The sequence below is a fragment of the Pseudoxanthomonas putridarboris genome (assembly GCF_038321125.1).
GTDB classification, from domain to species: domain Bacteria; phylum Pseudomonadota; class Gammaproteobacteria; order Xanthomonadales; family Xanthomonadaceae; genus Pseudoxanthomonas_A; species Pseudoxanthomonas_A putridarboris.
The window spans coordinates 114,791-132,019 of record NZ_JBBWWT010000005.1 but is presented as its reverse complement, the minus strand read 5'-3'; the positions used below and the strand labels follow the sequence as shown (position 1 = coordinate 132,019).

Sequence of the window (17,229 nt, the reverse complement as noted above, 5' to 3'; positions counted from 1 at the left end):
CAGGTACCGGGACAACATCCGCTGTGCTGAGGGGTTCCATCGCGGCCGGGCGGGCCGTGACGTGGTGGGGTGATGCCTAGTCTAGTGTCAAACCGCGTTGCCAACCCCACCCCTCGATGAACCCGGCAGCGGCCACTCCGCGGCCAGAAGCCGCTGGGAATGGGAAAGGGGAAAGTCGGCGGCTTCGCCGCCTGCAAGCAAGAGCAAAAGCGCCCACTCTTACCCTTTGCAGGCGGCGCGGCCGCCGGCCTGCAGTGCGCAAAGCGCACGACTTCCCTCCTCCCCTTCCGCCTAGAGCAGCGCCCACAGCAGTTGCAGGATGCCCCATAGCGATACCGCCCATGCCAGCGTGCGCAGGTAGGGAATCCCCGCCGCATACAGCGGCACGTACACCAGCCGCGCCCAGAAATAAGCCTGCGCCGCCAATGCGGTGGCGGCGTCGCCCCGCTCCAGCAGCGCCACGGCCAGGGCCGCGGCCACGAAGAAGGGAAATGTCTCCAGGAAGTTGCGCAGGGCACGGTCGACCCGGGCGGCCACGCCCTGCAACGGCGGCAGTACGGCATCGCGCGCCCCGACGTTCCATTTCAACCCGCGCTGGCGGGTGGCCAGCGCCGCCCCCACCAGCACATGCAGCAACCCCAAGGCGATGGACCAGGCCAGCATCTTCAGTTCGATCGGCATGTCGGACTCCCGCGGCGAATGGCAGTGACGCGACTCTAGCGCACCGGCCGGGAGCGGAGCGGCCACCCTCGGTCGGCGAACGGATTTCAGCGAATGGCCGGCGTGTGGTCGGGAATGGCATGAACCAGCGTCGGCACGCCCGCTGGCAAGCGTCCCAGGTCATGCGGCGGAGTCCGCCCGGCACACCCCCGCCTCCCCGCCCGGCGCGGGCGGGGAAACGCGGAACCCGCCTGGCCGGCGGTCACATGGCCGCGGTGCGCGGCGCCCCGGCGTAGTCGATCACCAGCGCGACGCGGCGGTTGTCGCGGCCCGCCTCGCCCACCGCACCATCCCGCACCTGGCGGTTGCGATCCTCGCCATAGCTCACCGCGCGCACCTGCGCGGCGTTCAGGCCGCTGCCGACCAGGTAATCGCGCACGGCCTCGGCGCGACGCTGGCCCAGGCGCTTGTTGTACGCGGCCGAACCGGACGGGTCGGCGAAACCTTCGACGGTGACGATGGCATCGGCGTGGCTCTCGCGGATCACCCGGGCGAAGTCGTCCAGCAGCGGCTTGTCCTGTTCGCCGAGGGTGGCGTCGTTGGTGGCGAAATGCGCGCCGGTTTCCACGCGGGTGCGGCCGGCCAGTCGGGTGACCAGCGCGTCGTGCTTCTGCGACAGCGCGTCGATCTGCGACTGCAGGCGCTGGTCGGTGGCGCGCAGGTCGGCAATGGTGCTGTCGAACTCGTCGCGCTTGATGTAGTTGGAGCAGCCGCCAAGGGCGACCGTCAGCAGGCTGACGGCGAGTAGGGCGTTGCGGGACGTTCCGCTTGCCATGAAGGGATCTCCTTGCATCGGGAACCCGGCACGGCAGCGCGCGTGCGGTGGGTGCCCCTGTCGATTGTCGATAGCAGGAATGGCGCTGCCGCGCGAATTTCATTCATGCGCTTCATGCGTGGCGTGAAGATCGTAAACACATGTTCAGACAATCCGCATGATGGAACCGTGCGCATGTTTTTCACGAAACGAAACGCGATGGTGAATCCCTTTCGCATCAACGCTCTTGCGAGTTCCCCCGGTCGCGTGAACACGTCGTATCGATGGCGTGAACGTGGCGGCACGGATTGCCCACGGGACCTTGACGCCCATCACGATAGAGTCGAAGCAAATTCTGCCCGCGGCGACAGCCTGTCGATCGCAGCCAGGGCCATCGGAGGCGATCACCATCCCCCATCCGCCCACCACTGCGACAGTCGCCCCGGCGAATCCGCGCACGCCGATGCAATCGGCAGGACACCGCCGATGGAAAAGTGTCGCGGACGACTCGCCCCTGCCGGAAACCCGACATGCCCGACCAGGAAATCCCCCGCGCCATCGACCTGCGGCGGCGCCAGTTGATGCTGGCGGGCGCCGCGCTGACCGCCGGCGCCATCGTGCCGCTGTCGTCGTGCTCGCCCTCGACGCCGCCTGACACCAGCGCGACCGCCGCTTCCCTTCCCCCACCTGCAGAGAGAAAGACCATGGGCCTGTTCGCCACCCGAGACGATGTGCAGCTCTACTACAAGGACTGGGGCCCGAAGGACGGCCCGGTCGTGACGCTGAGCCATGGCTGGCCGCTGTCGTCGGACAGCTGGGAGTCGCAGATGTACCACCTGGCCGACAACGGCTTCCGCGTGATCGCGCACGACCGTCGCGGCCATGGGCGCTCGAGCCAGCCGTGGGACGGCAACGACATGGACCACTACGCCGACGACCTGGCGCAGTTGTTGGATCACCTGGACGTCAAGGACATCACCATGTTCGGTTTCTCCACCGGCGGCGGCGAGGTGGCGCGCTACATCGGCCGCCATGGCACCAAGCGGGTGAAGAAGGCCGGCCTGGTCTCCGCCGTGCCGCCGCTGATGGTCAAGACCGAGGCCAATCCCGGCGGCTTGCCCATCGACGTGTTCGACGGTATCCGCGCCGGCCTGCTGGCCAACCGCGCGCAATTGTTCAAGGACATCCCCAGCGGTCCGTTCTTCGGCTACAACCGTCCGGGCGCCAAGCCCTCGCAGGGCGTGATCGATGCCTGGTGGCTGCAGGGTATGCAGGGCGGACACAAGAACACCTACGACTCGATCAAGGCGTTCTCGGAAACCGACTTCACCGAGGACCTGAAGAAGTTCGACGTGCCCACGCTGATCGTGCACGGCGACGACGACCAGATCGTGCCTATCGACGCCGCCGCGCGCGCCTCGGCCAAGCTGGTCAAGGACAGCCAGCTGATCGTCTACGCGGGCGCGCCGCACGGCATCACCGATACGCACAAGGACAAGCTCAACGCCGACATGCTGGCGTTCGCGAAAGGCTGACCCCGGCACCGCGCGTCGCTCCGACGCCCCGTCCGGCCGCGTGCCGGACGGGGCGTCGTGGTGTGTGCGGCCCGGCATCCGCGCGGAGTCGGTGCATCCTGTCGTTATCGGACCCATGCGGCGACACTTGAGTACCCGATGGCGGAAGTGGGCAGCCCGTCCACGCAACCGTGCGACGGCGCTTGCGGCCCGGCGGCGATTTGGGTATCACAGTGCCGGGGTTGTCGGCCCCGCAGGGGAACGCATTGGCGATACACCAGGACCTACGCCGGCCCGTCCAGTGGGCCCAGCGCTTTTCGGCCGCCCTGGCCTGGTTGCTGGCGGCTGGCTTTACCGCGCTGAACGCGAATGCCGACACCCTGCTGGACGACAGCCTGCCCCTGGTCGGCGTGCTGCTGGTCATCGCCAGCTGGCGCAGCGAGAACCTGCGCATACGGCAGGTGATCGCGGTATCGGTGACGGCGCTGTTCCTGATCCACATGAAGCAGTCGGGGCAGTTGGCGGGTTGTTGCGTGCTGTTCGCCGCGGCCGGCATCGTCTGGGCGCGCCTGCGACGCGATGCACTGGGCGAATTCCTGCTGCGGCTGTTCGCCGCCGTGCTGCTGTTGCTGGCGGTGCAGCCCTTGCTGGCGGCGCTGCAACCCGGCGGCGCACCGGCCGAGATTGGCTGGTCGCTGGCGCTGTCGGCCCTGGCCCTGTTCCTGCTGGTGAACACACCGGCGCTGCGCGCAGGCCGCGCGCTGGATATTTCCGCGGAACTGGTCGCCTTCGCGCTGGCCTTCACCCTGCTGGCGTTGCTGGGCTGGCATGCCGATGGCAGCCTGATCGGCCGGCTGGGCGTGGACTACCCGCCCATGCGGCCGCTGTCCACGCTGAGCGTGGCGCTGCTGGCGCTTGCCCTGCTCTGCCGGCAGGCCGGCAAGGGCAAGGCATCGGGCGTGCTGCTGGCGCTGGTGCTGGTGCCGCTGGCACTCACCCTGCTGCAGACCCTGGGCGGCATCACCACGCCATTGAATGCCCTGCTGCACCAATGGGGCTGGCTGCCGCGCGCGACCACGCCATTGATCGGCGGCTACACCGACTACGGCGTGCTGACCGCATGGGCGGCGGTGGCGCTGGTGCCGCTGGCCGGGCAACGCTGGGCCTCCCTGCGCTGGGGGCTGGTGCGCGGGCTGGGCATCGCGATGGCCTCGGTGGCGGGCATGGCGACGCTGGGCCTGGTGATGCAGTTGCCCCACCATCGCGAAGGGCTGGCGATCTACCAGGTATCGCTGGCCGCTTCCGCGCAACTGGTGGTGCTGGGCCTGGCGCTGGCGGTGGCCGGCGAAAGCTCGTTGCGCGACCGCATCTTCGGCATGCTGCCGATGGCCGCCGCGCTGCTGCTCGGCGGACTGTACTGGATGGCCGCCACCGCCGACCGCGACACGATGGCGCGGCGCGTGATGCGGACGCAGATGGAGAACGCGGAGCCCACGTTCCTGCGCGGCGTGGAACTGCGGCGCGGTGCCTTGCGCCAACTCTCGACCGCGCTGGCCAGCGCGCGCGAAGACCGCGCCGAAGCCCTTTTCCACGAGCATGTGGACGACATGGTGCGCGCCTACGCGGGATTCCGCGTGGTGCGCAGCAGCGGGACCGACAACGAGTTCCGCTGGGTGATGCCCGGCTTCGACGCGCCGGCCGCGCCCTCGCCGCCCATGCCGGTGGCGCGCGACGGGCACGTGCAGACCGTGCCGGGCGGCTGGTGGCTGACGGTGGACAACGCCGGCCGGCGCACGCAGGGTTTCATCGCGCTGGAAGACTTCATCAAGACCCTCAGCAAGGCCGTGCTGTCGGACCGCCCCGTGCGCGCGACCTCGCCCGGCATGCCGGTGGTGGAACAGGGGCGTCCGCTGGGACCGCCGCTGTCGATCCAGTCGCTGTCCCTGGCCGGCCACCAGGTGCGGCTGGAGATCTGGTCGCCGCCGGCGGTGACCTCGTTCGCCCTGCCGCGGGCGCTGGTGGTGGGCGGACTGAGCAGCGGCCTGTTGATTTCGTTCGTGCTGTTCCTGTTCGACATTTCGCGCCGGCGCGCGCGCGAGGCGGCCGAATCGGCGCAATCGCTGCTGCTGGAAACCGAACGCCGCCTGGATGCGCAGCGCCGCCTCAACGATGCCGCGGCGATGGACAGCGCCACCGGCCTGCCGCGCTTCTCCGCGCAGGCCGTCGCCATCGCCGAACGCATCGGCGCCACCGGCGCGCGCGGGGATGGCCTGGCCATGGTGGACCTGGACGGCTTCGGCATGGTCAACGATTCCTTCGGCCACGACGGCGGCGACGAAGTGCTGCGCCGCATGGGCCAGCGCATCACCGGTGCCTGCATCGACCAGGCCCGGGTCTATCGCTACGGCGGCGAAGGCTTCCTGATCCACTACCCGGACGCCGACATCGACCAGCTCACCCGATTGGCCGAGGATGTCAGGCGCGCGGTGGGCCAGCCCATCGCGCTGTATTCCACCCATCCTTCGTTCACCGTCACCGCCAGCATCGGCCTGGCGCACGCGCCGGAACACGGCAACGACATGCAGAGCCTGCTGCGCAGCGCGGACGACGCGCGCCACCTGGCCAAGCGCGCCGGGCGCAACCAGGTGCGGCTGCCGTCGCCCGGCAACCAGCAGCAGACCAGCGACCGCCTGAGCCGCGTCACCGCGATGCGCGAAGCGGTGGCGCGCGGCCAGTTGCGGCTCGCCTTCCAGCCGGTGGTGGCCGGCGACACCTTGCAGCTCACCGGCTTCGAGGCGCTGGCGCGCTGGCGCCATCCGGCCTGGGGCGAAGTGCCGCCATCGCTGTTCATTCCGCTGGCGGAAAGCGCGGGGCTGATGGAGGACATCGGCCATTTCGTGCTGGAACAGGCCTGCCAGCAGCTGGCGCAATGGCGGGCGATGGGACTGCGCGGCCTGAAGATGGCGGTCAACCTGTCGCCCAGCCAGCTGGGCCAGCCCACGCTGGCTCCCTGGATCGCCGACTGCCTGCAGCGCCATGCCCTGCCCGCCGATGCACTGACGCTGGAACTGACCGAAAGCGTGCTGGTGGAGGACATGGGCGCCGCGTTGCACATGCTGCAGGCATTGAGCGCGCTGGGCGTGCAACTGGCGCTGGACGACTTCGGCACCGGCTATTCCAGCCTGGCCTACCTGCAACGGCTGCCGTTGGACATCCTCAAGATCGACCGCAGCTTCGTGGACGGCATCGCCGTCGAAGGCACCGACCGCGCCATCGCCCGCACCATCGTCGTGCTGGCCCGCGAGATGGGCCTGCGCGTGATCGCCGAGGGCGTGGAGACGCAGGAGCAACTGGATACCCTGCGGCAGATGGGCTGCGACGAGATGCAGGGCTACTTCTTCGGCCGGCCGATGGAGGTGGATGAAGCCACCGCATTGGCGCGGGGCGAGTTGCGCAACATGGCGGACTGAAGGCGCACCGCGCTGCGGTGGGACAACGTCGGGCCTGCGCAACACGCCGGGGGTGGCGGCATCCAACCCATGCATCGCCGATCGCGATGGATGTTGTCCCGATATGACGCGCAACGCCGGCCCTGGGTCGGCGTTCGTGTTTGCATGCCCTAGAGACGCAAGGCACGCGCGTACAAGCCACCCCGGCAACGGCATGCCAGCGTGTCGGCTGCGTCCTGCCGGAAGAGGCGAATGATGCGCCCCACGGCACGGACCACGCGACATGCTGGAACCTGATGCCCTTCGACTCGCCCCCGTTCCACCCGCCAAAGCCCCCGTTCCTGTCATCCCCTGAGGACCGCGCCATGTTGGGTATCACTCCGTTCGGTTGGTTCCATACCGCCATCAGCCTCGTCTCGCTGTTCGGGGGCCTGTACGGCCTGCTGCGCTACCACGAGATCCGCTACGCCACGCCGCTGGGCAAGACCTACACCTGGTTCACCCTCGCCACCTGCGTCACCAGTTTCTTCCTGATGCGCACCGGCAAGTTCAGCGATGCGCATGGGCTCACCGTGCTCACGCTGATCGTGCTGGCGGCGGCCTGGCTGCTGGGCCGCAATGCGGTGGCGGGAACGTGGCGGCACGTGGCGTCGGCGCTGGCGTTCACGCTGACGGTCTACTTCCACTTCATTCCCGGCTTCACCGAAACGCTGACCCGCGTGCCGGTGGACGCGCCGCTGGTGTCCGGACCGCAGGATCCACTGCTGCAAGCGCTGGTGGGCGGCGCATTGCTGGTGTTCCTCGTCGTGATGGCGCTGCAGGTCCGGGCGATCCGCCGTGGACGCCGGGCCCCGGTGGTCGACGCGCCTTTCGCCAGCGGCCGTTAAGTACGCGCGATTGGCGCCGGTGCCGACCGTGCTGCCGATGCTTGACGCCATCCTGCGCACCCGCACGTAAGCGATCGGCGCGGATTCCACAGGCTACGCGCAGGCTGGACCGACGCGACACGCGGTCCGGATCGGGTCGTGCCGCACGACGCATCCAAACCCTTCGCCTTCACCACGCATCTCCTATCATTCGCAAGAATGCCTGGGAGGAAACACATGCCGTGGGTGAATACGATGCGCCTTGCCTGCGCCGCGCTGTTGCTGGCGTCGGCACCGATACAGGCCCTTGCACAGACCGGGGCCGGGCACGGCGATCGCTGGGCCATCACCGGCGTGACCGTGATCCCCCTTGATACGGACCAGGTGCTGGCCGACCAGACCGTACTGCTGCGCGACGGCCGCATCGAGCGCATCGCGCCTGCCGCGAGGCTGCGCGTACCGAAGGATTTCACCCGCATCGACGGGCGCGGGAAGTACCTGCTGCCGGGCTTCGTCGACGCCCATGCCCACCTGTCCAATGCCGGCGCATTGCGCGCGAGTTCGGACGCCAACCTCGCCGCGCTGCCGCTGGGCGAAGGCGACGATTACGACCGGCTGGTCCTGCTGGGCTATCTGCGCGCGGGCGTGACCGGCGTGGCCAATCTGGGCGGCAGTGCGGCCAGCGACGAGCACCTGCTGGCATTGCGCGACGCCATCGCGGCCGGTCGCGTGGCCGGCCCGCGCCTGTACGTGGCCAAGCGCATCAACGGCCCCCGCGCCGCCGTTGCGACGAAGCCGGAACAACCCGTTCCCCCTTCGCGCATCGACGCCCCCACCACCGCCGCCGACGGCATCGCCGCCGTGCGCCAGGCCAAGACACGCGGCTACGACCTGATCAAGCCCTACCAGTTCCTCAACCGCGAGACCTACCGGGCCGTGGTGGAGGAATCGCATCGCCAAGGCTTCGTCACCAGCGGCCATCTGCCGGAACTGGGCTGTGCCGACTGCGCCGATCGCGCGTTCGCGTTCGCCCACCCGATGGACAACATCGCGCACAGCGAGGAACTGGCGCGCTACGGCCGTCAGACCGATTTCGCCCCGGCCGACATCGACGCGCTGGCGGACCTGGTCTCGCGGCGCGGCATCGCCGTCACGCCCACGCTCATCACCTTGAAGACCATCGTGCAGATGTACGTGCAGCGCACGGTGCCGCCGTTGCCGCCGGAATGGGACGCGCGCGTGGACCCGGTCACCCGCCACGACTGGCAGGCCCCGCGCAATCGCTACCTGAGCGAGGCGTTCCGGCAGCAGGACGGGGCGGCGCAGTTCTCCGCCGGCTACGACTTCGCCCGCATGCTGACGCGCGAACTGTGGAAGCGTGGCGTGCCGCTCACCGTGGGCACCGACTCGGCATTGCCCGGCCTGGCGTTCGGCCACGGCGTGCAACAGGAAATGATCGAACTGCGCGAGATCGGCCTGTCTCCGCTGGACGTACTCCGCGCCGCCAGCCTCAATGCCCATCGCCTGCTGGACCCGCAGGCCGGCAGCGGCGCCGTGCGCGAGGGCCAGGCCGCCAACCTGGTGCTGCTGGACGCCGATCCGCTGGCCGACATCCAGCACATCGATGAAGTCGCCGGCATCTTCGCGCAGGGGCGCTGGCTGTCCAGCGCCCGGATGGAGGACGAATACGCGCGCCTGGCCCCGCTGCGCACGCGGTTGCAAGAGCATCTCGACGGCCCCGCAGATGCGCACTGAACACCTGCCCGGCCGGCCATGACGGCGGCGTCACGGTGCCGCAGATCGGTCCCCGAGACAGACGGCGGCCGTCAGTGGAATGCGATGCCCGGCCTCAATATCCACTGGAACACCACCAGCAATGCCAGCGTGGCGAGCAGCAGCCCCGCCAGCGGCCAGCGACCGCGCACCGAAGGCATCGCCTCCTTCGCGCGCCACGCCCCCGCCTGCATCCAGGCGATGCCGGGCACCGTCACCAGCACCGGCAAGAGCACCACTTCGAGCCATTCGCGCGGCACGCGGAACGGCAGGATCGCCACGACCGCCAGCAACGCCGGCAAGGTGACCAGCATGAAGATCCGTTTCGCGCCTGTGGCAGGGGTGGCGGACGACGACACGTCTTCAGCGACCTCCAGCACCGGAGGCCGCAACGACAGCGCCACCCACGGGATCGCCGCCAGCGCGATGCCCGCGGCCAACGTCTTGGCGGGAAGGGACAGGCCCAGGTAATCCATCGCCATGCCCACGTCGCTGGCGCCGCTCAATGCGCCGATCACCACCTGTGGCAACGCCATCAGCAGGCCGCAGTAGGCCATCCAGACCAGCGCCATCCGCCGTGCCGGCGTGCGGCCGGCGCCGCGACGCGCCGCCCACAGGCACAGCAGGCCCACCACGAAGGTCGCCAATGCGCCCGTTCCCTGGAACAGCGCGGCCAGCGGATGCTCGCCTTCCCAGCCGTGGTTGTTGTGGTACAGCGTGGGTTGCAGCCCCGGCGTGAGGGCCTTCGGCACCACGAGGAACAGTTCCTGCACGAAGAACGTCAGGTTGAACGCCAGTACGTACAGCAGCATCGAGCCCAGCACGGCCTTCCATTGCCATGTCGTCGTGGACGCCGCTTGCGGGGCATGCCGGCGTGAACGCAACCATTCCACCATCCCCCAGGCCAGCGGGGCGATCAGCGCCACCAGCAACGATACCGCCAGCACCCATGTCGTTCGTGTCACGCCCTCTCCTTCATGTCGTCGTTCGCTTCGCCGCTCACGCCCGGCGCAACGACCAGAAGCCGATGTCGCGGCGGATGCGGTAACCCATCTGTTCGTACAGCGCCTTGGCGCGCGTGTTTTCGTGGCTGACGTGCAGGAAAGGCTGCACGCCGCGCGCCAGCGTGTCGTTGCTCAGCCATGCCGTCAGCCGGCGCGCATGGCCCCGGCCATTGAAATCCGGATGCGTGCAGATGGCGCTCATTTCCCGGCATCCGTCCGCGCCCAAGCGCTCGCCGATCATAGCCGCCAGCCGGCCGTCCTGATAGATGCCGAAGTACCGGCCCAGCGCCATCGTGCGTTCGCGGAAGTAGTGCGGGTACACCAGCGCGGTCAGCGCCAGCACGTCGGCGCGATGCGCCTCGGTCAGCGGGACGATCCCGGGCCCGTCGGCCACTTCCATCGGCACGTCGCAGACCATCTGCGCCAGCGGGCGGAAAGCCTGCAACGTCCACCCTGGAGGGATCTCGGGGGCCACGCCCAACAGGTAGACCGATTCGCCCGGCGCGACCAGCGCCTCGAACGCTCCGGCGGCCTCCACGCCGGCGGAGGCCACGCCCAGGAACGGCGCATGGTCCGCCGGATAGCGCGCCACGTCGCCCGCCTCCACCGCGACATGGCGGTGGATCGTCCGCAGCGCCGACCAGAACGGATTGTCCAGTGCGTGTTCCATCATCGTGTCGTGGCCCTCATGCCGCGATTATCCATGACGGCGCGTCGCCGGCGAACCGGCGTGCAGACCGCCGTGCCGCTTCGTATGCTGCGCGCATGACGCATCCGCTGACGGTTCCGCGCCTGCCCGCACGCCTTGCCGCCTTCGCAACGGCCTGCGTGCTGCTGGCCGGCTGCGCCACCGAGCCGCCCATGCCCACGCGTCCGCCATCGGACGTGCGCAACGAGATCGTTCGGCGGATGCCGGCGCACGTGGCCGACCGCGAAGGCTGGGCCGCCGATATCCAGGCCGCCTTCGCGGCGCAGCGCATCGAACCCGGCAGCGAGAACATCTGCGCCGTGCTGGCGGTCATCGAGCAGGAATCCGGCTACGTCGCCAACCCGGAAGTCGCCAACCTGCCGAAGATCGCCCGTGGCGAGATAGACCGCCGCGCCGCCACGCTGCGCATACCGAAGTTCATGGTCGACGCCGCGCTGGCGATCCGCTCGCCCGACGGCCGCAGCTACAACGAGCGCCTGCGACGCGTGCGCACCGAGCGCGAACTCAGCGACATCTACGAAGACCTGATCGGCAGCGTGCCGCTGGGCAAACGCCTGTTCGCCGACTTCAATCCGGTGCAGACCGGCGGGCCGATGCAGGTGGGCATCCCGTTCGCCGAATCGAAGGCCGGGGGCTACCCGTACGCCATCGCCGGCAGCATCCGCGACGAAGTGTTCACCCGCCGTGGCGGCCTGCATTTCGGCATCGCCCACCTGCTGGGCTACCGGACGCCGTACACGCGCAAGGTGCACCGCTTCGCCGACTACAACGCCGGTTGGTACGCCAGCCGCAACGCCGCCTTCCAGAACGCGGTCGGCACCGCCACCGGCCTGCCGCTGGCGCTGGATGGCGATCTGCTGGCACCGGGCGCGCCGCTGGACAGGCCCGGCCGACCGAACGCGCCGTGCGCACGCTGGCCGGCGACCTGCGCATGGACGACCGCGCCATCCGCGACGCCCTGCAACGCGGCGGCCGGCTGGATTTCGACGACACCGGGCTGTACGCCCGCGTCTACGCTCTGGCCGAAGCGCGCGCCGGCAAGCCGCTGCCGCGCGCGATGATCCCCGGCATCACCCTGGAAAGCCCCAAGATCACCCGCAAGTTGACCACCGCCTGGTTCGCCACCCGCGTGGACGAACGCTATCGGCGCTGCCTGCAACGCTGAACGGGCCGCCTGAACGGCGACGCGTCGCATGGCCTTGTCGATTTTCACCCGGCGTGTTCGTCGCCTGGAGGAAGGTGTCGTTTCCCGACCCCATCCACCCGACCCAACCAGGAGGTTCCCATGCCGTACATCGATGGCTTCGTGGCCGCCGTGCCCACCGCCAACCAGCAGAAATTCATCGAACACGCCAACGCCGGCGACGCGGTATTCCTCGACCACGGCGCCACCCGCGTGCTGGAATGCTGGGGCGACGACGTGCCCCATGGCGAAGTGACGGACTTCTTCCGCGCCGTGCAGGCCAAGGACGACGAGACCGTGGTGTTCTCGTGGATCGAATGGCCGGACAAGGCCACCCGCGACGCCGGCATGGCCGCCGCCATGAAGGACCCGCGCCTGGCCCCGGGGAACAACCCCATGCCGTTCGACGGCGAGCGCCTGATCTACGGCGGCTTCGCGCCCACGCTGGAACTGGGCGACGCCTCCACGCCCACGTCGTACGTCGACGGCTTCATCCTGGCGGCGCCGACCGCCGGCAAGCAGGCGTTCACCGACTATGCGAACACCTTCGACACGATCTTCATGGGTTACGGCGCCACCCGCATCATCGAAGGCTGGGGCGACGACGTGCCGCGCGGCGAACGGACCGATTTCTTCCGCGCCGTGCAGACCGCCGACGGCGAGAACGTCGCATTCTCCTGGGTGGAATGGCCCGACAAGGCGGCCCGCGACGCCGGCATGCAGAAGATGATGGAAGACCCGCGCATGGACCCGGCCAATCCCGACAACCCGCCGATGCCCTTCGACGGCAAGCGCATGGTCTACGGCGGCTTCACGCCGGTGGTGATGCTGAAGAAATAACCTCCCCCGTACGCAAGGCCTGCGAAACCGGCTCGGTTCTCTACGCCGTCGCCGCAGCCTGGAGAGCGATCCAGTCCTGGACGCGGCGCAGCACCGGTTCCCGCTCGCGCCCGCGCGCGATGGCCACGTAGTAGCGACCCGTGTCCAGCACGGGTCCGAACGGCTGCCGCAGGGCGCCTGTTTCCAGTTCGGTGGCCAGCAGCGTAACGCTGAGCAGTGCCACGCCGTGCCCCGCCAGCGTGGCCGAGATGGCATGGGACTCATCCGAGAACGACAGTCCGCTGCGGGTGTCCCGTCCGCTGGCATCGGCAAGCCCTGCCGCACGGAACCAGCGCGGCCACGACGCCGGCGAATGCGCGCCGGGCTGCCAGTCGAAATGGATCAGCATCGGCGCTTTCAATTCCGACGGACGACGCAACCGGTATCGCGGACTGCACATGGGCGCGTACCGATCCACCAGCAACGGCGCGCTGGTCAGTCCGGGCCAATCGCCCGCGCCGGCGCGTACGGCGATGTCGGCGTCGCCTGACGCCAGGTCGACCAATTGCTCCGTGGCGTGCAGACGCAGCTCGATGTCCGGGCAAGCGCTGCGGAACGCGCCCATGCGCGGCAACAGCCAGCGCGCGATGAAAGCGGTATTGGCCGTCAACGTCACCGCGTTGGCCCATCGTGGTGCCTGCAGCCGCCGCACGCCCTGCTCGATGGCATCGAAGCCCTCGCGCAGTGCCGCCGCCAGTTGTTCCCCTTCCAGCGTCAATGCCACGCGGCGGGTCATGCGGACGAACAACGGTTTGCCCAGCGCGTCCTCCAGCATGCGTACCTGATGGCTGACCGCGGTGGGCGTCACCGACAGCTCGTGCGCGGCGCGCTGGAAACTGGCGTGCGCGGCCGCCGCCTCGAACGCCCGCAGCGCGGCCAGCGATGGCAGCCGGCGCGGCTTGCGGATGGATGAATTGGATTCACTCATGTCGCATGAAATCCTCGTTTGTCAGTCGAATCCACCGGACATAGCCTGACATGGCCAAGCGCATTGATGCGTTAAGCGAGCTCAATTCACCTGTCATATCCCCTCCGGAGAACCGCATGTCCGCGTTCCAGTTGATCAATCCCCCCGGCCTTTACGACCCGGCGCCCAACGGCTATTCCCATCTGGCCCTCGTCGCCCCCGGCACGCGCCTGCTGCTGGTGTCGGGCCAGGGGGGCGAGGATGCGCAGGGCGATCTGCCTGAAGGCTTCGAACCGCAACTCCGGCAAGCACTGGACAACGTGGTCACCGCGCTGCATGCCTGTGGGGCCAAGCCGACCGATGTCGCCCGGCTGCTGGTGCTGGTCGTGGACCACGACGAGGGCAAGCTGGAAGCATTCGGCCGCGCGCTGTCCCGTCATTGGGACGATGCGATGAAACCCGCTTGCACGCTCGTCCCGGTGCCGCGCCTCGCGCTGGACGGCATGCTGATCGAGATCGAAGCGACGGCGGCGATCGCCGCCTAGCAGGCATCCACGACCACCGGCGCTTGCCCGCCGCGCGCCGATGGTCGTGAGTCATGGCGGGCAGGACGGCGGCCAGGCGGAATCGAACCCCGGCTCGAGATCCGCCAGGAACAGTTCACCCGACGCGTCGCCATCGGCCTGCGCGAACAGCAGGCGCTTGCCGTCCGGCGACAGCAGCGGGCCGACCTGGAACACGTCGTCGCGGGCGGCCACGCGGCCGCGTTCGCGCCAACCGTCGTCGTCGGTACGGTCGTACACGTACAGGTGCGAACGCTCGCCGCGGTTGGCCACCACCACCATCACCTTGCCGTCGTGCGAAAGCTCGGCTTCGTATTCGTTGCCTGCCGTGTTGGGTGGCGAAGGCAACGGTTCCACTTGCCAGCGCCCATCGGACAGGGACGTGGCGAAGTAGAGATCGCGCCCGCCCGGGCCGCCGGGACGGTTGGAACCGAACAGCAGCCGACCGTCGGCCAACTCGCGCGGCAGCAGTTCCGTATGCGGACTGTTGACGGGTTCCGGCAGGCGCTGCGGCTCGCCCCATCGCCCGTCGGCGCCACGCTCCACCTTCCAGATATCCAGATCGTCGCCGTTGTACCGGGCGGTACCGTAGTACAGGCGCCGGCCGTCGGGGCTGAAGGCCGGATCGGTTTCCAGCACGCCGGGCGCGGCGGCGAACGGCGGCTCCTGCGGCACGCTCCATTGCCCGCCTTCGCAACGCGAGTGCAGCAGCCGGTAGTTGTCGAACTGGCGGTCGGCACGGAAGAAGAACAACTCGCGCCCATCGGGCGAGAACGTGGGCGAGGATTCGTACTGGTCGGTGGACAGCGCGGGCGGCGTCCAGCGCACGGGCTGGCCGGCGGTGTCCGCCGCGGATGTTGCATGGCAGGCCATGCAGCAAGTGGAGAGCACAGCGGCGGCGCAGCGAAGACGCATGGATGACCCCGGCGATTTCGATGACGGCAGGAAACTAGCCGCCGCCGACGAAGGCCGGTAGCGAGCATTCCGCAAGACAGGCTTGAGCCGTGTTCAACATGGATATCGTCGTGCTCAAGCCGCGAACGCCAGGCAGCGCAACGAGTGCGTCAGCGACCTTCGGCCTTGCGCCGGTAGTAGTCGCGCAACACGAAGAACGCCTTCTTCCTGACGCCCTTCTCCGACATCACGCCCTTGCGGTTGTACTCGTCCTGGATGCCCGTCAGCAGCCGGCGCGGGGAACGGAAATCCGCCAGGATCCAGGGCGAAACGCCCACGTAGCCGTCGATCCTGTCCAGCATCGGCAGGGTCTTGAGGTACAGGTCTTCCTGGTACTCCTCGGTCCAGATCGCGTTGGCGTCGCCGTGGCGGCCCTGGCGGGCATCGCCTCCGAATTCGCTGACGAACACCGGCTTGTCGTACGGGATTTCCCAGCGCACCCGCTCGGCTTTCTCGGGCAGTCCGTCGTACCAGCCGATGTACTGGTTGAAGCTGACCAGGTCCACCATGTCGGCCAATGGGTCCTCCACCACCGCGACATCGGGATTGTCGCTGCGGTAGTGCTTCTCCATGGCGGCGCTGAGCAGGCGGCTGTCGTCCAGCGTGCGGGCCTTGGCGGCCAGCCGCGACAGGAACCGGTTGCGCGCCCCGGAAACGGGGGTTTCGTTGGCCAGCGACCAGATGATGATCGACGCGCGGTTCCTGTCCCGGCCGATCATCGCCGCGAGCTGGTCCTCCGCATTGCGGTAGGTGCCCTCGTTGTTCCAGTCGATGGTCCAGTAGACCGGGATTTCCGACCACACCAGCAGGCCCATCTCGTCGGCCAGGCGCACGATGTGCTCGTTGTGCGGGTAATGGGCCAGGCGGACGAAGTTGCTGCCCAACTCCTTCGCCCACGACAGCAACTGCTTGGCCTCCTGCGCGTTGCGCACCCGCCCGCCGCCTTCGGCGGAGTATTCCTCGTGGATGGAAATGCCGCGCAGGAAAAGCGGTTCGCCGTTGAGCAACAACCGCTTGCCGCGGGTGGCGATGCTGCGCAGGCCGACGCGATCGACCAGCGTGTCGTCGGCCGTGGCGATCACCAGCCGGTACAGGCGCGGGTCCCGCGGCGACCAGAGCTGCGCCTCGGGCACGCGGAAGCGGAAAGCGGCGCGGCCGTCCGCCCCCACCGCCCGGGTTTCGCGGATATTCAGTTCCGGCAGCGACAGCGTGACCGTCTCGCCACCCTTCGCGCCGTCCAGCAGGACACTGCCGGCGACCTCGCGATCCTCCAGCGAGGTCAGCGCCAATTGGTAATCGCGCACGAACACCGCCGGCACCACCACCAGATCGACCGAGCGGGTGATGCCGCCGTAGTTCCACCAGTCGGTGTTCAACGTGGGCACGGCGTCCGCATGGCGCTTGTTGTCCACTTTCAGGATCAGCGAATTGCCCTTGTCCTTCAGCCGGCCGGTGATCTCGAAATGGAACGGCGTGAAGCCGCCTTCGTGCACGCCGAGCTTCTTGCCGTTCAAGTAGACGTCGGCGCGGTAGTTGACCGCGCCGAAGTGGACGAACACCCGGTCCGACGCCCCGTGCGCCGGCGCATCGAACTTCCTGCGGTACCAGACGCTGCCTTCGTAGTAATACAGCTTGGGGTCCTGGCTGTTCCAGTCGCCGGGCACCTGCAGCGAGATGGCCTTGTCGAAGTCGTATTCGATCAGTTCCGAAGGCGTCTTCATCTTCGAGTCGGTGAAGAAGGCGCCCACCGGCGGATCGGGCTGCTGGTCATACGGCTCGTAGCGGTAGTTGTAGTAGCCATTCTCGTAGGGATCCACGATGACCTTCCACTCGCCGTCCAGCGAGTGGTTGGCGCGGGTGTACATCTGCAGGGCCGCTTCGGAGGTGGCGGCATGGGCGCCGGCGGCGCACAGGAACAACAACCAGCAAAGACCCGGCATGCGCGATTTCACGA

Annotated in this window: 14 protein-coding genes and 2 pseudogenes; 8 read left to right on the top strand and 8 right to left on the bottom strand. The window is 68.6% G+C overall.

All coding sequences use genetic code 11. The annotated features are described in order from the left end of the window. Window positions 1–291 precede the first annotated feature (291 nt). From AAD027_RS12300 to AAD027_RS12290, 3 genes are all read right to left on the bottom strand, one after another. On the bottom strand, window positions 292–681 hold the full coding sequence (locus AAD027_RS12300; protein ID WP_341726309.1) for an MAPEG family protein: 390 nt from the start codon (window positions 679–681) through the stop codon (window positions 292–294). A 241-nt stretch (window positions 682–922) separates the two neighbouring features. After that, entirely contained in the window at window positions 923–1,495 is a 573-nt protein-coding gene (locus tag AAD027_RS12295; protein WP_341726308.1) for an OmpA family protein, read from the bottom strand. A gap of 144 nt (window positions 1,496–1,639) precedes the next feature. Beyond that, window positions 1,640–1,885: a hypothetical protein gene (locus AAD027_RS12290; protein ID WP_341726307.1), complete on the bottom strand. Its 246-nt coding sequence runs from the start codon at window positions 1,883–1,885 to the stop codon at window positions 1,640–1,642. A gap of 293 nt (window positions 1,886–2,178) precedes the next feature. Between AAD027_RS12290 and AAD027_RS12285 the strand changes: the two genes are divergently transcribed. The 4 genes from AAD027_RS12285 (at window position 2,179) to AAD027_RS12270 (ending at window position 9,058) form a co-directional block, all read left to right on the top strand. Further along, on the top strand, window positions 2,179–3,009 hold the full coding sequence (locus AAD027_RS12285) for an alpha/beta fold hydrolase (protein ID WP_341726479.1): 831 nt from the start codon (window positions 2,179–2,181) through the stop codon (window positions 3,007–3,009). A 245-nt stretch (window positions 3,010–3,254) separates the two neighbouring features. Beyond that, window positions 3,255–6,458, top strand: a complete 3,204-nt coding sequence (locus AAD027_RS12280; RefSeq protein ID WP_341726306.1) for a putative bifunctional diguanylate cyclase/phosphodiesterase — start codon at window positions 3,255–3,257, stop codon at window positions 6,456–6,458. A gap of 344 nt (window positions 6,459–6,802) precedes the next feature. Then, window positions 6,803–7,324 carry a hypothetical protein gene (locus tag AAD027_RS12275; protein ID WP_341726305.1) on the top strand — a complete coding sequence of 174 codons (522 nt, stop codon included), beginning with the start codon at window positions 6,803–6,805 and terminating at the stop codon, window positions 7,322–7,324. Window positions 7,325–7,540: 216 nt separating this feature from the next. Next, on the top strand, window positions 7,541–9,058 hold the full coding sequence (locus AAD027_RS12270; RefSeq protein ID WP_341726304.1) for an amidohydrolase family protein: 1,518 nt from the start codon (window positions 7,541–7,543) through the stop codon (window positions 9,056–9,058). Window positions 9,059–9,129: 71 nt separating this feature from the next. Here the strand turns inward: AAD027_RS12270 and AAD027_RS12265 are convergent, their stop codons facing one another. Together AAD027_RS12265 and AAD027_RS12260 are read right to left on the bottom strand one after the other, a co-directional pair. Beyond that, window positions 9,130–10,041 carry a hypothetical protein gene (locus AAD027_RS12265; RefSeq protein ID WP_341726303.1) on the bottom strand — a complete coding sequence of 304 codons (912 nt, stop codon included), beginning with the start codon at window positions 10,039–10,041 and terminating at the stop codon, window positions 9,130–9,132. 34 nt (window positions 10,042–10,075) lie between these two features. Continuing rightward, complete coding sequence (locus AAD027_RS12260) at window positions 10,076–10,750, bottom strand: GNAT family N-acetyltransferase (protein ID WP_341726302.1); 675 nt, start codon at window positions 10,748–10,750, stop codon at window positions 10,076–10,078. Between the two features lie 95 nt (window positions 10,751–10,845). On the opposite strand from AAD027_RS12260, the pseudogene AAD027_RS12255 reads away from it, so the two are divergent. The 3 genes and pseudogenes from AAD027_RS12255 to AAD027_RS12245 all read left to right on the top strand — a co-directional run bounded on the left by AAD027_RS12255 (window position 10,846) and on the right by AAD027_RS12245 (window position 12,812). Continuing rightward, window positions 10,846–11,954 (top strand): annotated as a pseudogene (locus AAD027_RS12255) (DUF1615 domain-containing protein). Between the two features lie 120 nt (window positions 11,955–12,074). Continuing rightward, window positions 12,075–12,437, top strand: a pseudogene (locus AAD027_RS12250) (DUF1428 domain-containing protein); the annotation flags it as partial. After that, on the top strand, window positions 12,423–12,812 hold the full coding sequence (locus AAD027_RS12245) for a DUF1428 domain-containing protein (RefSeq protein WP_341726478.1): 390 nt from the start codon (window positions 12,423–12,425) through the stop codon (window positions 12,810–12,812). The pseudogene AAD027_RS12250 and the gene AAD027_RS12245, both read left to right, overlap by 15 nt. A gap of 40 nt (window positions 12,813–12,852) precedes the next feature. Here AAD027_RS12245 and AAD027_RS12240 read toward each other — a convergent pair whose 3' ends face one another. Further along, window positions 12,853–13,779, bottom strand: a complete 927-nt coding sequence (locus tag AAD027_RS12240; protein ID WP_341726301.1) for a LysR substrate-binding domain-containing protein — start codon at window positions 13,777–13,779, stop codon at window positions 12,853–12,855. 116 nt (window positions 13,780–13,895) lie between these two features. On the opposite strand from AAD027_RS12240, the gene AAD027_RS12235 reads away from it, so the two are divergent. Next, window positions 13,896–14,303 carry a RidA family protein gene (locus AAD027_RS12235; protein ID WP_341726300.1) on the top strand — a complete coding sequence of 136 codons (408 nt, stop codon included), beginning with the start codon at window positions 13,896–13,898 and terminating at the stop codon, window positions 14,301–14,303. A gap of 51 nt (window positions 14,304–14,354) precedes the next feature. Here the strand turns inward: AAD027_RS12235 and AAD027_RS12230 are convergent, their stop codons facing one another. Both AAD027_RS12230 and AAD027_RS12225 read right to left on the bottom strand, forming a co-directional pair. Continuing rightward, window positions 14,355–15,194 (bottom strand): TolB family protein, encoded by an 840-nt coding sequence (locus AAD027_RS12230; RefSeq protein ID WP_341726299.1) that lies wholly within the window; start codon window positions 15,192–15,194, stop codon window positions 14,355–14,357. A 191-nt stretch (window positions 15,195–15,385) separates the two neighbouring features. Then, complete coding sequence (locus tag AAD027_RS12225) at window positions 15,386–17,227, bottom strand: glycoside hydrolase family 2 protein (protein ID WP_341726298.1); 1,842 nt, start codon at window positions 17,225–17,227, stop codon at window positions 15,386–15,388. Window positions 17,228–17,229 lie beyond the last annotated feature (2 nt).